Source organism: Thioalkalivibrio sp. ALE10, from assembly GCF_000381385.1.
In the GTDB taxonomy this organism is placed as follows: domain Bacteria; phylum Pseudomonadota; class Gammaproteobacteria; order Ectothiorhodospirales; family Ectothiorhodospiraceae; genus Thioalkalivibrio.
In genome coordinates this window covers 63,037-75,149 of the sequence record NZ_KB906452.1, presented here as the reverse complement: position 1 = coordinate 75,149, position 12,113 = coordinate 63,037, and the positions used below count along the sequence as shown (strand labels likewise).

Below are 12,113 nucleotides of genomic sequence, written 5' to 3'. Positions count from 1 at the left end.
CCTGGAGGGGGCCTTTTTGATGGGTGCCGCTATTCCACCGTGATGGTGATTTTTTCGGAAACCACCGGCGGGTCGAAGCTGATGTGGCGATAGTCCATGAAAAGCAGCTGCAGGGTATGGGTGCCGGGCTCCAGTTCTACCTCACCTTCGGTCTGGCCACCTCCGAAGTGGTGTTTGTGGTCCGTGAAGGGCAGGGAGGCATCCAGGTCCACTTCGTCCAGAGGCTTGTTTACGAGCAGGTGGTGGTGCCCGGTGTTGTCGGCGTCGACGCCGGCCGGGGCTACCCCCATGCCGCGCAGTCCCATGCGTATATGTACCGGGCCCTCGACGGTGTCACCATCCTGCGGGCTGATGAAGTAGACCTCGGTCCCCTCGGCGGGTGCCGGGCGATCGGCGAGCGCCGATACGGGCAGGACAAGCGCGGCGGCAAGGGCCACGGACGAGGCCATGAAGATCCGGTTTCTGATCATCGGAGAACCTCCTTTTCCGGGTGAAGGGCGCAGGGACCGGGTCTCGGGGTCCCTGAAGGAAGTGTAGACGGTCCGGGGCGGGGTCAAGGGCGCGGTCGTCTGCTACCCTGTGTGGCCCTGTTGACTACCGGAAGCGAGTGTTCGCGCATGGCCTTTCGTACCCGTTTTGCCCCCAGTCCGACCGGCTATCTGCACATAGGCGGTGCCCGCACCGCGTTGTTTTCCTGGCTGTATGCCCGCCACCATGGTGGCGAGTTCGTACTGCGTATCGAGGACACCGATCTCGAACGCAGTACCGCCGAGTCGGTGAATGCGATCCTCGAGGGCATGAACTGGCTGGGCCTGACCTACGACAAGGGTCCGTTCTACCAGACCGACCATTTCGACCGGTATCGCGAAGTCATCGATCAGCTGCTGGCCTCCGGCCACGCCTATCGCTGCTATTGCACGAAGGAAGAGCTGGATGTGATGCGCGAGGAGCAGAAGGCGCGCAAGGAGAAGCCGCGCTACGACGGCCGCTGTCGCGCCCGAACCGAGCCGCGCGAGGGCGTGGATCCGGTGATCCGTTTCCGCACCCCGGACGAGGGCGCCACCATCGTTGATGACATGGTGCGCGGCAAGGTGGCGTTCCAGAACAGCGAGCTGGACGACCTGATCATCGCCCGCTCCGACGGTTCGCCGACCTACAACCTCACGGTGGTGGTGGACGACATGGACATGGGCATCAGCCATGTGGTGCGTGGCGACGACCATTTGAACAATACCCCGCGCCAGATCAACATCCTCAGGGCCCTGGGTGTGGAACCGCCGCGTTACGGGCACCTGCCGATGATCATGGGGCCGGACGGCGCGAAGCTGTCCAAGCGCCACGGGGCGGTGTCGGTGATGCAGTTCCGCGAGGAGGGCTACCTGCCCGAGGCGCTGCTGAACTATCTGGTGCGGCTGGGCTGGGCCTACGGGGACCAGGAGATCTTCTCGCTGGACGAGCTGGTGCGCCTGTTCGATATCGAGGACGTCAATCAGTCCGCCTCGGCCATAAACCCCGACAAGCTGCTGTGGCTGAATCAGCACTACATCAAGACCCTGGACCCCGACCATGTGGCGCTGGAGCTGGGCTGGCATCTCGGGCAGCTGGGCGTGGATCCCGCCGAGGGGCCGGAACTGCGGCAGGTGGTGCTGGCGCAGCGGGAACGGGCGCGGACGCTGCGCGAGATGGCCGAGAACAGCGTGTATTTCTATCGCGACTTCGACGAATACGATCCGAAGGCCGAGCGCAAGCAGCTGACGCCGGAGGCCCGCGAGGTGTTGCAGACTCTGCATGACGGCTTCAGTGCCCTGGGCGCCTGGGACAAGGAGGCGCTGCACGAGGTGGTGCAGCACACCGCCGAGCGGCTGGAACTCAAGCTCGGCAAGGTCGCCCAGCCATTGCGTGTGGCGCTGACGGGCGGTACTGTATCGCCACCGATCGACGACACGCTGGTGCTGATCGGACGCGAGCGCTCGCTGGAACGGATCGAGCGGGCCATCGCAAAGATTTCCGCACAAGCGGGTTGACACGAATAAGGGGTGTGGCTACATTACGCACCTCGCCGGTTACGGGGCCATAGCTCAGCTGGGAGAGCGCCTGCATGGCATGCAGGAGGTCGGCGGTTCGATCCCGCCTGGCTCCACCATTACGGCGAATGGCAGGATCAGCGATGCATCGTTTTGGAATGATCTCCATCTACGTTGGGCTGGTTTTGTCGATTGTGGGATTGTTCGGCGGTTTCGGGTTGATGTTTGCCGGTGAGCAGACATGGTCCAAGCCACTGGTCGCAATGGTCCCGCTGGGGTTCCTGCTGGTTTTCAACGGTGTGGTGACAACCATCCTGCATCGTCCGAAAGGCAGCCGCGGAAGTGAAAGGCCGCAAGGACCTCCTGACTAGTTTGCAGCATGACGTTGCCTCTGCGTCCCCATCGTCTAGAGGCCTAGGACACTGCCCTTTCACGGCAGCGACCGGGGTTCGAATCCCCGTGGGGACGCCATATTCCAAGGGCCCGGATCCAGACGCACTGGATCCGGGCCTTTTTCGTTCTGGTCCGGAATCAGCCGCCGAAGATCCCTTTCTTTGTTGATCCGTGTCAACTGGAAGGGCGACAAGGGCGACGGAGGGGAAGGGCATAAAAAAGAAGCCCGGCCGGGAGCCGGGCTCAAGGTACTGAAACAACCGTGTGACGGAGGGAGTCGGTTGTCTCGGTGTACCGGTCGGGGACCGGGTCAACACCATGCAGTGGCCACATCGTGACCGGGGTTACGGAAACACCCGTGGAGGGTTTTTCGTCACCACTCATCAGCTGTGACGGGATAACCGGAGAGAGGTTCCGGTTGCGGGTGCGACATGCGATACAGTTCACGGTTTCTCCGACAGTGAATCAATACGGAACGAGGACATGCGCGGACTGGAACAGATCCCCTGGCTTTACGATGGCTTCATGGTGCTGGCCGATGCGCTGGGCCTGCGTCGCTGGCGGATGCGCCTGGTATCCGGGGCCCGGGGACGGATCCTGGAGGTCGGTTGCGGAACCGGGCGCAATTTGCCGCTGTATCCGCAGACGGCGGAAGTCATTGGCGTGGAGCCGGACTTCCTCGCGCTACGGAGTGCGCGGCGTCGCGCTCCCGGGGTGCCGCTGGTGGTGGCCCGCGCCGAGGCCCTGCCGTTCGTCGAGGGGCAGTTCGACGCGGTGGTATCCGGGCTGGTGTTCTGTTCGGTGCAGGATCCGCCCGCCGCCCTGAACGAGGTGCGGCGGGTCCTTGGCGCGGAGGGCGAGCTGCGGATGCTGGAGCATGTGCGCCACACGCGTCCGTTGCTGGCGCGGATGCAGGACCATGTGCAGCCGGCCTGGACCTGTGTGGCCGGTGGCTGTCATCCCAACCGGGATACCGAAGCCGCTGTGTCCGCCGCCGGTTTTGCGATCGATCCGCAGGACCGGGTGGCCCGGGGCGTGATGCGGCGCTTCACCGCGCGTCCCGCCGGATCCGGAAAAAAGGCTGCGGAGAACCCTCAAGTCTGAGCGGTAGCCGCCGCTATCGTCGGTGCAGGCGTCCTGTCCATTCGCAAACGCCTGTCAACGCCAGGGAGGTACCCATGGATGTCAACGCAGCGGTATCCCAGGCCGTGCAGATGCAGCAGGCGAGCCTGATGCAGCAGAAGGATGTCGCGGTAATGAATCGTGCCATGGAGGCCGAAGAAGCCGCGGTGGCGCAGCTGATCGACGGCATGCCCGACGTTTCGGGCAGTGCCGGGGTGGAAGCAGCGGCCGGTGCGGCCGCAGCGCTGCCCGACAATGTCGGGACGCTGGTCAATACCACGGCCTGAGGCAGGGCCGGAGATCGACGGTCTCCGGCCTTTTTTTGCGGGGCTCGGGCGGTTACTGCCGCTGTGCCTCGAATTCGATGATCAGTTCCACCGTGTCGCCCACGATGTTGCGGATCAGTCCGTAATCCATGCCGAAGTCGCTGCGCTGGAATTCGCCCCGCATCGAGGCGCCCAGCACGTAGGGGCGGGAGAAGATGCCGCCCAGCGGAAACGGGTAGCGTCCGACCCTGTTGATGGTGACGTCCAGGGTGATCGGCCGGGTTTCGCCCAGCAGTTCCAGATCCCCCGTCAGCTGCCCGCTGTCCTCCCCGGTGGGTTCGTAGTCGGTGGCGGTAAACCGCATCTCGGGGTAGTTCTCCACGTCGAGGAAGTCTTCGTTGCGCAGATGGTCGTCGCGTTCCTCGTGGTTGGTGAACACGCTGTCGGTCTGTACGACGAAATACCCCTCGCCCAGCTCGCCCGTGTCGGGATCGAACATGAAGGACCCCTCGGCCTCGAGGAACATGCCCAGGACCCGGGCGAACTCGGCATGATCGACGAGGAAGCCCACCGCGAAATGTTCGGTGTCGATCTCCCACTCGTCCATTGCCAGGCTGGTTCCGGGCAGCACCGATGCCAGGCTCAGCAGGGCCGTCGCGGCCAGGGTGCGGAATCGGTGGCTCATGGGGTTTCCTCCGGGGTCTGGGGATGTGAACCGGGTCTGTTCCGATACAGATAGACGATATCCGCGGCGAATGAAACCGTGAGCATGGCCAGCGCCAGGACCGCTGCGGCGACGGCCGCCGCCGCTGGAACGGCAGGGGTGAGCGCGATCAGCAGGGCCGGGGTCTGTAGCACGCACACCGCCTGGCGGCGCCGGCTGGGCGGCAGATCCGCGCGCAGCCAGGGCAGTCCGCGCCCGGCCAGCACGAACAGATAGCGCATGGCCCCGATTGCCAGCACCCAGGGGCCAGCGGGTCCGGGCTGCCACGCAAGCACGGACAGCGCGAGGATGAGTGCCGCGTCCAGTTCCATGTCGAAACGCGCGCCGAACGCCGACGCGGTGCCGCTGCGCCGTGCCACGGCGCCGTCGAGCCCATCCAGCAACAGCACCAGCAGGGCGAGGACGACGACCCAGGCCAGTCCGGCATCGGGCAGGGGGAACGCGGGCATCGGTGCGAGGAGCGCCAGGCCCCCGACCGGGGCCGCGAGGGCCGCGCGCATCAGGGTTACGCGGTTGCCGGGCCCGGGGACCGCGGGCAGGCCGCCGGCGTGCCCGGCACCGGTCACCAGCAGCCCCCACAGCAGCGCCCAGAGCAGGGCGGTTGCGGGCAGCAGAGCGGGGCCGACCGGGGTCAGGGTCGTAACCAGCGTCGCAACGCCCAGCGCCAGCAGTCCGCCGAGAACCAGATCGGTGGAGCGGAGCGGCCTGTGCAGGGCGGTGGGGGCGGGCATGGACGGGCTTTCCTCGGCTACACTGCAGGCTTCATTCACCGGGAGGATGGCGCAGTGTCCCTCTGGTCGCGAAAGCCCGCATGAACCGCGCACGAGCCTTCTGGATCACCGCGCCCGGCGAGGGCGAGATCCGCGATGCGCAATTGCCGCCGCCGGCCTCCGGGGAGTGCCGGGTGCGGGCCCGCTATGGCGCGATATCGCGCGGCACCGAGTCGCTGGTGTTCCGCGGGCGGGTGCCGCCGGATCAGTACACCGCGATGCGGGCACCGCTGCAGGAAGGGGACTTCCCTGCGCCGGTGAAATACGGCTACATCAGCGCAGGCGTGGTCGAGTCCGGCAAGCGTGCCGGCGAACGGGTGTTCTGTCTGCACCCGCACCAGGACCGTTACAACGCGCCGGATTCCATGCTGGTGCCGATCCCGGACGCGGTCCCGGACGCGCGCGCGGTACTGGCGGCGAACATGGAAACGGCCGTGAACATCGTGTGGGACGCCGGAGCGGGTCCCGGCGACCGGGTGGCGGTGATCGGTGCGGGGGTGGTCGGGTTCCTGTGCGCCTGGCTGATCCGTGCAATCCCGGGCACGCAGGTGGATCTGATCGACCCCGAGCCCGCGCGGGCGGAACCGGCGCGGGCGCTGGGGCTGACGCTGCATACGCCGGCGGATGCCCGCGAGGCGCTGCCTCCCGCGTCGCGCGATGCGGTGATCCATTGCAGCGGTCAGGGCGACGGGCTGGTGCAGTCGCTGGAGCTGGCGGGCACCGAGGCCCGGGTGGTGGAGGCCAGCTGGTATGGCGATGCGCCGGTGAGTCTGCCGCTGGGCGCCGGGTTCCATTCGCGGCGTCTGGAGCTGCGCAGCAGCCAGGTGGGCCGTATCCCGCCGGCACGCGCCGCGCGCTGGGACTACCACCGGCGTCTGGCGCTGGCGCTGGAGCTGCTCGCCGATCCGGTGCTGGAGGTCCTGATCAGCGGCGAGGATCGTTTCGAGGACCTGCCGCGGGTGATGCCGCGGGTAGCCGGGCCCGAGGCCGCCACGACACTGTGCCATCGCATCCGTTATCCCGATCCCGACCCCGTGTGGGTCTGAACGAGTCCGACCGAATTGCCAAGGAGAGACTCCCGCATGTACAGCCTGAACGTCCGCGATCACTTCATGATTGCCCACAGCTTCGCCGGTGAGGTGTTCGGTCCCGCGCAGAACCTGCACGGCGCCACCTACGTGGTGGACGTGACCTTCCGCCGGGCCGAGCTGGATGACGACGGTCTGGTGGTCGACATCGGCCGGGCCGGCGAGGTGCTGCGCAGCATCCTCGCGGAACTGAACTACCAGAACCTGGACGACCGACCCGAGTTCGAGGGGCAGAACACCACAACCGAATTCCTCGCCCGGGCGATTCACGGACGCATCGCCACCGCCATCCACGAGGAGCGTCTGGGCGCTTCCGCACGGGGCCTGGACGCGGTCTGCGTGACCCTGCACGAATCCCACGTGGCCTGGGCCGCCTACGAGGCGGCTCCTTGAGCGAGGCCGCCGATCTGCGCCTGCTGGTTCCCGGGGCGCTGGATCAGCCCACCGGTGGCTACCGGTTCGATGCGCGCATGCTGGCGGGCCTGCGCGAGCACGGCTGGAAGACGGCGGTCGACGAACTTCAGGGCGACTTCCCCGGGCCTTCCGCGGACGCTGCGGCGGCGCTGGATGCGGCCCTGGCGGCGGCCCCCGACGGCCAGCGGGTGCTGGTCGACGGCCTCGCGGGCGGCGCCTTCCCCGAGGTGCTCGAGCGCCATGCCCAGCGGCTGCGTCTGCTCGCGCTGGTGCATCACCCGCTCGGGCTGGAGACCGGCCTGGAACCCGCGCGCAGCCGCGAGCTCCTCGCGCTGGAGCGGGCCGGGTTGAGAAGCAGCCGCGGGATCGTCACCACCAGCGCGTATACCGCCGACGTGCTGGCCGGATGGGGAATCGAGCGTCCGCGTCTGCGGGTGGTCCCGCCCGGTGTGGAACGTCAGGCGGAGGCATCGGGACCCGGTCCCGGGGAGCCGCCGCGCCTGCTGGCGGTGGGGGCCCTGATCCCGCGCAAGGGGCAGCACCACCTGATCGCCGCGCTGGCCGGACTCACGGATCGCGCCTGGCATCTGGTACTGGCCGGGCCGGCGGATCGCGACCCGGGATTCGTGTGTCGCCTGCGCCAGCAGATCGAGGACAGCGGTCTGCGGGACCGGGTCACCGTCACCGGAACCTGCGACGAGGCCGATCTCGATGCCTGGTTCGATGGCGCGTCGCTGTTCGTCCTGCCCAGCGAATACGAGGGGTTCGGCATGGTGTATACCGAGGCCATGGCGCGCGGCCTGCCGGTGATCGCGACCACCGGTGGCGCGATCCCGTACACCGTTCCGGCCGCCGCGGGTGCCCGCCTGCCGCCGGGCGACGTCCCGGCGTTGCGCGCCGCGCTGACGGATTATCTGGAGCGCCCGGAGGCCTGGCTTGCCGCCGGGGCCGCCGGCCGACGGGCCGCGCGGCAGATGCCCGACTGGCCACAGGCGGTCGTCGCGATGGATCGGGCGCTGCGCGAGCTGACACCATGAGCGAGCACTTCGATCGCGACTGGCTGGGCCTGCGCGAGCCCGTGGATCATGCGGCGCGCCCGGCGTCCCTGGCCGACGCGCTCGCGGAGTGGGTGGTGCGGGTTCGGGGAGCGAACGAGGCACCGCTGCGGGTGCTGGATCTGGGTGGCGGCACCGGTTCGAATCTGCGCTGGCTCGCTCCGCGGCTGCCGGACCCGCAGCTCTGGACCCTGGTGGATCATGATGCCTCCCTGCTGGACGCGGCCCGCCGCGACGCCGGCGGCGAACGCGTGGAACACCTGCGGGTCGAGGACTTCGCTGCCGCGCCTCCGGCCTTGCCGGGCGCGGCGCCCGCCCCGCTGCTGGTGACCGGCGCGGCGCTGCTGGATCTGGTTTCGGCCCGATGGCTGGATGCACTGGTCGCTGCCTGTGCTGCGCGCGGGGCCGCGGTGCTGTTCGCGCTGAGTTACGACGGCCGGATCGAATGGTCGCAGCCGGATCCGGAGGATGCGGCCCTGCTGGCGGCGGTCAATCGCCACCAGGGCACCGACAAAGGTTTCGGGCCGGCGCTGGGTCCGGGGGCGGCGATGCACCTGGAGCGGGCGCTGGAGCGTCATGGTTATCGCGTGGAGGCGGCCGCCTCACCGTGGGAGCTGGATGCGGCCAGGCCGGCGCTGGTGCGGGCCCTGATCGACGGCTGGGCCGAAGCGGCGGCTGCCATGGAGCCGACACGGGCCGGGGACTTTCGGGCCTGGGCCGCGCGGCGCCGGGCTGCAGTGATCGGCGACGGCTGCCGCCTGCGCGTCGGGCATCGGGACGTTCTGGGGCTGCCCCCGGCCTCGGGCCGGGGCTCGGGCGCGGCTGCCGGGTGACGCCGCTCAGAAATTCTCGGTGGAGGTGAACAGGCCGACGCGCAGGTCACTGGCCTCGTAGATCGTGCGGCCGTCCACCTGCACAGTGCCGTCGCCGATCCCCAGCACCAGCTTGCGCGAGATCACCCGCTTCATCTCCACATGGTAGGTGACCCGCTCCGCGGTGGGGAGCACCTGGCCGGTGAACTTCACTTCGCCCACGCCCAGCGCGCGCCCGCGCCCCGGGTTGCCCAGCCATGCCAGATAGAACCCCACCAGCTGCCACATCGCGTCCAGCCCGAGGCAGCCGGGCATCACCGGATCGCCCGGAAAGTGGCAGGCGAAGAACCACTGATCGGGGTGGATATCCAGCTCGGCCACCATCTCGCCCTTGCCGAACTGCCCGCCGTCGCTGTTGATCTCCGTGACCCGGTCCATCATCAGCATGTTGGGCACCGGCAGCTGAGCATTGCCCGGGCCGAACATGTTGCCGTAGCCGCAGGCCAGGAGTTCATCGCGATCGTACTGATTCTTCTGCATTGAAAGATGCTCGGGGGAAAAGCCCGGTATTGGACCGAAACCGGCGGGCAAAAGCAATTCCCGCCGCGCTGCACGGCGGCGGGAAAAGGCCGGTTCAGGCGTCGGCCGGGTAGCGCAGCAACTCCGCAAGGGTAAAGAAACGGTCCCCGCGCAGATAGCCGGCCTGGACTTCCGGGACCAGGGCGCCGGGGCGCCCCCGGGCGTCGCGTTCGGCCACCCACTCGGCGGGCAGGGTGTCCAGGATGTGGGCGCTGGCCAGGCGCCCGTCCTCCAGCTGACTGGCATGGACCTGGCCGTTCCCCCGGTGACGGAAGGCCGGAATCCAGCCCGCGGTGAAGCCGGTATCCAGCCATTCCGGCTCCTCGCGGGTGGTCACCGACGGGCCGGACAGGAGATCGAGATCAAGCATCGCGGATCCTCCGAAGATTTAATCGGGGTATCGGCGCGGCCCCGCGGAACTTGAGGCCGGGACGATCGCCCTGCGTCGGTGGTGCGGGCGGCGAGCCGGGTACGGGTCGTGCATAATCGTGATCATCATACAGACCGCGAAACCGTTCCCGGGGACGCCGGCCTTCCGGTCGCTTCGGGTGCGGACCGAAAGGGGGAAGAGTGGCGGTTACCGTCCTGCTGTGGATCCTGGCGATCGTGATTGCCATTGGTGTGCTGGATCTTGCGCGACAACCGCTACGGCGTTTTCTCGTGGCGCTGGCGGGTGCGATCGCACGGGGGGTATGCGCCCTGCGACGTCAGGTCCTGCATCTGCGGGATGCGGTGCGCGACTGGCATGGCGGCCATCTGGAACGCCTGGAGGCCGAACGCATCCATTCCGCGGTAGAGGCGCTGGAGCGTCGTTATGCCGAGATGGTCGGGCATGACCTCGCCCAGTTGCCGGCATTGCGGCAGCAGGCGCGCGACACGCTGCGCGTGCTGGACGAGGCCTATCAGCGCGACGAGCAGCGGCTGATCCAGGAGCCCGAATGGGTCGAACGGCTGGAGGCCCTGGCGCGCGGTCCTGCCAGTGATACGCCGGAAAGCCGGCGCCTGGCGCAGGACATGGAGGACACCGTACTGCGCATCGCCCGCTCCGGGCTGGAGGAGCAGCGGCGTTCGGCCAGCGCGCTGCTGTCGGCCCGGCGACGCGCGGACAGCCCTTTGCGCGAGATGGTCGGCAATCTGGAGCGGGTACAGGAACGCCTGGCCCGGCTGGAGCGCCAGGGCGAGCGCCTGGACCGGGCGCTGGGCCGTTGCGAGGAGGTCGACCGTCCGGTCCGGCGCGCCCTCCCGGCGCATGCCCAGGCGGCGACCCAGTGGCTGATGGGCGCGGCCGGCCTGGCCCTGGCCGCGCTGGCCGTAGTGGTCCATCAGCATGTCTTCGGCCCGGCTCTGGCCGGCATGTTCCCGGAGACCGCCAACGCACCGGGCGCGATGGCACCCGGGTCGGAATGGATGCTGTACCTGCTGCTGGGGACCGCCGCCCTGGCCGGATGGATCCTGGCCGAGACCCGCGGCGTGACCCGGGTCCTGCCGCATGCGCTGATGGAGGGCGGCGGCTGGGCGCCGCGGGTGCTGGCCGGACTGTCCATCGCGGTGCTGGTCCTGGTGGCGGCGGTATCGGCGTTCACCGGGTTCCATCTTGACTGGCTCATCTACCAGCATGAACTGGTCACTCTGCTGCTGGAAGGCGAGGAACGCGCCCTGCCAGCCGGCATCCGTCATGCCGAACAGCTGGTGGGGGCGGCGCTGGGGCTGCTGATCCCGCTGCTGCTGGCGCTGGTGCCGGTGTGGGTGGTGGGCTTTCTGCAGGCGACCCGCATCCTCGCCGGGGGGGTGCTGAGCGCCGGGCTCGGCGTGCTCGCGGGCATCCTGTACCTGGCGGCGGTAGGGGCCTGTCAACTGCGGCGTCTGCTGCCGGCGACCTTCGAACTGATCATCTTCGTGCCGGCCGCCATCCGGCGCTGGCTGGCCGCGCGCCGCAACGGGGCGTGAACCGTGTCACCGGAAGCCGGAGGGATGCGTGTACATTGGTCAGTGTTTCCCTAGAATGATCCCTCTTCCGAAACATCGCCGCGCTCCGCTCGGGCGCGGCCAATGACGAGGCAAGGCATGGTGCGCAGGTTGCAGATCCGAAACGGGCTGGTGGTGCTGTCGCTGGCGGGGGCCCTGATGGTCGCAGGCACTGCGCCGGCTGCGGCGCAGACGCGATACGTCTCGGACAGTCTGGAGACGGCCGTTTACAGCAGTCCCCAGGGCGGACGGATCGTCAGTTCGGTGGATGCCGGTGACCAGGTACAGGTGCTGGAGGACGACGGCGGCTACAGCCGTATCCGTCTGCCCAGTGGCAACGAGGCATGGATCCTGACCCGCTACCTGCAGGACGAGCCGCATGCGCGCGAACGCCTCGCCGAGGTGGAAGAGGAGCTGGCCGAGATCCGTTCCGGCGCCGACGACCAGGAAGGCCGCATCGCCGAACTGCTGGACGAGCGCAATGAACTGCAGCGCGAGGTCGAAGAACAGTCCGAACGCATGGCCGGCATGCAGGAAGAGCTCGAGGAGCTGCGCGACATTGCCGAACGGCCGCAGGAAATCCAGCGGCGCAACGAGCGCCTGGAAGAGGAACTCCTGGAGACCCGCGAAGCCGCCGAGGACTACCGGCGTCAGGTCGAGGTCATGCGCGCCGACAGCGACCGCCGCTGGTTCATGACCGGGGCTGCGGTGGCGGTGGGCAGCGCGATCCTGGGGATCATCCTCACGCGCCTGCCGACCCGCCGTCGGCGCAGTGACTGGCTGAACTGATGACCCTCGGCCGGGGCGTGCTGTTGCGCGCCCCGGGTTGACCCGGTAGCCTTCGCCCTTCTGTGACGGGCGCCCGCCGGGCGTCTGCCCCGATCCCTGTCAGGACGTCCAT

The 12,113-nt window shown here is 68.4% G+C and carries 15 protein-coding genes and 2 tRNA genes; 12 read left to right on the top strand and 5 right to left on the bottom strand.

Annotated elements, in window-relative coordinates; all coding sequences use genetic code 11:
* Positions 1-29: 29 nt before the first annotated feature.
* On the bottom strand, positions 30-449 hold the full coding sequence (locus tag F788_RS0106830) for a DUF4399 domain-containing protein (RefSeq protein ID WP_051080616.1): 420 nt from the start codon (positions 447-449) through the stop codon (positions 30-32).
* A gap of 168 nt (positions 450-617) precedes the next feature.
* Between F788_RS0106830 and gltX the strand changes: the two genes are divergently transcribed.
* The 6 genes from gltX (at position 618) to F788_RS0106800 (ending at position 3,826) form a co-directional block, all read left to right on the top strand.
* A complete protein-coding gene (gltX, locus tag F788_RS0106825) occupies positions 618-2,024 on the top strand; it encodes a glutamate--tRNA ligase (RefSeq protein ID WP_019589693.1) in 1,407 nt (468 codons plus the stop codon).
* Positions 2,025-2,067: 43 nt separating this feature from the next.
* A tRNA-Ala gene (locus tag F788_RS0106820) sits at positions 2,068-2,143 on the top strand.
* Positions 2,144-2,167: 24 nt separating this feature from the next.
* The gene (locus tag F788_RS0106815) at positions 2,168-2,395 is read left to right on the top strand and encodes a hypothetical protein (protein WP_024329038.1); all 228 of its coding nucleotides are present in this window, start codon (positions 2,168-2,170) and stop codon (positions 2,393-2,395) included.
* A 24-nt stretch (positions 2,396-2,419) separates the two neighbouring features.
* Positions 2,420-2,495, top strand: a tRNA-Glu gene (locus tag F788_RS0106810).
* Between the two features lie 405 nt (positions 2,496-2,900).
* Positions 2,901-3,521 carry a class I SAM-dependent methyltransferase gene (locus F788_RS0106805; protein WP_019589692.1) on the top strand — a complete coding sequence of 207 codons (621 nt, stop codon included), beginning with the start codon at positions 2,901-2,903 and terminating at the stop codon, positions 3,519-3,521.
* Positions 3,522-3,595: 74 nt separating this feature from the next.
* Positions 3,596-3,826: a putative motility protein gene (locus tag F788_RS0106800; protein ID WP_018870200.1), complete on the top strand. Its 231-nt coding sequence runs from the start codon at positions 3,596-3,598 to the stop codon at positions 3,824-3,826.
* 52 nt (positions 3,827-3,878) lie between these two features.
* On the opposite strand, the gene F788_RS0106795 is transcribed toward F788_RS0106800, so the two are convergent.
* Entirely contained in the window at positions 3,879-4,490 is a 612-nt protein-coding gene (locus F788_RS0106795; RefSeq protein WP_018870199.1) for a YceI family protein, read from the bottom strand.
* Positions 4,487-5,260, bottom strand: a complete 774-nt coding sequence (locus tag F788_RS0106790; RefSeq protein ID WP_019589691.1) for a CDP-alcohol phosphatidyltransferase family protein — start codon at positions 5,258-5,260, stop codon at positions 4,487-4,489. Before F788_RS0106790 ends, F788_RS0106795 begins: the two co-directional genes overlap by 4 nt.
* Positions 5,261-5,340: 80 nt before the next feature.
* Between F788_RS0106790 and F788_RS0106785 the strand changes: the two genes are divergently transcribed.
* Genes F788_RS0106785 through F788_RS0106770 form a run of 4 tightly spaced genes read left to right on the top strand, consistent with a single transcriptional unit; the run spans position 5,341 to position 8,689 of the window.
* Positions 5,341-6,345: a zinc-binding alcohol dehydrogenase gene (locus F788_RS0106785; RefSeq protein WP_019589690.1), complete on the top strand. Its 1,005-nt coding sequence runs from the start codon at positions 5,341-5,343 to the stop codon at positions 6,343-6,345.
* A gap of 36 nt (positions 6,346-6,381) precedes the next feature.
* Positions 6,382-6,780, top strand: a complete 399-nt coding sequence (locus tag F788_RS0106780; protein ID WP_018870196.1) for a 6-carboxytetrahydropterin synthase — start codon at positions 6,382-6,384, stop codon at positions 6,778-6,780.
* Positions 6,777-7,838: a glycosyltransferase family 4 protein gene (locus F788_RS0106775; protein ID WP_019589689.1), complete on the top strand. Its 1,062-nt coding sequence runs from the start codon at positions 6,777-6,779 to the stop codon at positions 7,836-7,838. Before F788_RS0106780 ends, F788_RS0106775 begins: the two co-directional genes overlap by 4 nt.
* Entirely contained in the window at positions 7,835-8,689 is an 855-nt protein-coding gene (locus F788_RS0106770; RefSeq protein WP_018870194.1) for a class I SAM-dependent methyltransferase, read from the top strand. The genes F788_RS0106775 and F788_RS0106770 overlap by 4 nt, the downstream gene beginning before the upstream one ends.
* A 6-nt stretch (positions 8,690-8,695) precedes the next feature.
* On the opposite strand, the gene fabA is transcribed toward F788_RS0106770, so the two are convergent.
* Both fabA and F788_RS0106760 read right to left on the bottom strand, forming a co-directional pair.
* A complete protein-coding gene (gene fabA, locus F788_RS0106765; protein ID WP_018870193.1) occupies positions 8,696-9,208 on the bottom strand; it encodes a 3-hydroxyacyl-[acyl-carrier-protein] dehydratase FabA in 513 nt (170 codons plus the stop codon).
* Between the two features lie 94 nt (positions 9,209-9,302).
* Positions 9,303-9,617: a hypothetical protein gene (locus tag F788_RS0106760; RefSeq protein ID WP_018870192.1), complete on the bottom strand. Its 315-nt coding sequence runs from the start codon at positions 9,615-9,617 to the stop codon at positions 9,303-9,305.
* Positions 9,618-9,817: 200 nt separating this feature from the next.
* On the opposite strand from F788_RS0106760, the gene F788_RS0106755 reads away from it, so the two are divergent.
* Both F788_RS0106755 and F788_RS0106750 read left to right on the top strand, forming a co-directional pair.
* Positions 9,818-11,194, top strand: a complete 1,377-nt coding sequence (locus F788_RS0106755; protein ID WP_019021895.1) for a hypothetical protein — start codon at positions 9,818-9,820, stop codon at positions 11,192-11,194.
* Positions 11,195-11,311: 117 nt separating this feature from the next.
* Complete coding sequence (locus F788_RS0106750; protein WP_019569740.1) at positions 11,312-12,001, top strand: TIGR04211 family SH3 domain-containing protein; 690 nt, start codon at positions 11,312-11,314, stop codon at positions 11,999-12,001.
* Positions 12,002-12,113 lie beyond the last annotated feature (112 nt).

Bases quoted from the DNA above. Each gene is read 5' to 3' on its own strand.
- F788_RS0106830 (WP_051080616.1), bottom strand. From the start codon at position 449: ATGGCCTCGTCCGTGGCCCTTGCCGCCGCGCTTGTCCTGCCCGTATCG.
- gltX (WP_019589693.1), top strand. From the start codon at position 618: ATGGCCTTTCGTACCCGTTTTGCCCCCAGTCCGACCGGCTATCTGCAC.
- F788_RS0106815 (WP_024329038.1), top strand. From the start codon at position 2,168: ATGCATCGTTTTGGAATGATCTCCATCTACGTTGGGCTGGTTTTGTCG.
- F788_RS0106805 (WP_019589692.1), top strand. From the start codon at position 2,901: ATGCGCGGACTGGAACAGATCCCCTGGCTTTACGATGGCTTCATGGTG.
- F788_RS0106800 (WP_018870200.1), top strand. From the start codon at position 3,596: ATGGATGTCAACGCAGCGGTATCCCAGGCCGTGCAGATGCAGCAGGCG.
- F788_RS0106795 (WP_018870199.1), bottom strand. From the start codon at position 4,490: ATGAGCCACCGATTCCGCACCCTGGCCGCGACGGCCCTGCTGAGCCTG.
- F788_RS0106790 (WP_019589691.1), bottom strand. From the start codon at position 5,260: ATGCCCGCCCCCACCGCCCTGCACAGGCCGCTCCGCTCCACCGATCTG.
- F788_RS0106785 (WP_019589690.1), top strand. From the start codon at position 5,341: ATGAACCGCGCACGAGCCTTCTGGATCACCGCGCCCGGCGAGGGCGAG.
- F788_RS0106780 (WP_018870196.1), top strand. From the start codon at position 6,382: ATGTACAGCCTGAACGTCCGCGATCACTTCATGATTGCCCACAGCTTC.
- F788_RS0106770 (WP_018870194.1), top strand. From the start codon at position 7,835: ATGAGCGAGCACTTCGATCGCGACTGGCTGGGCCTGCGCGAGCCCGTG.
- fabA (WP_018870193.1), bottom strand. From the start codon at position 9,208: ATGCAGAAGAATCAGTACGATCGCGATGAACTCCTGGCCTGCGGCTAC.
- F788_RS0106760 (WP_018870192.1), bottom strand. From the start codon at position 9,617: ATGCTTGATCTCGATCTCCTGTCCGGCCCGTCGGTGACCACCCGCGAG.
- F788_RS0106750 (WP_019569740.1), top strand. From the start codon at position 11,312: ATGGTGCGCAGGTTGCAGATCCGAAACGGGCTGGTGGTGCTGTCGCTG.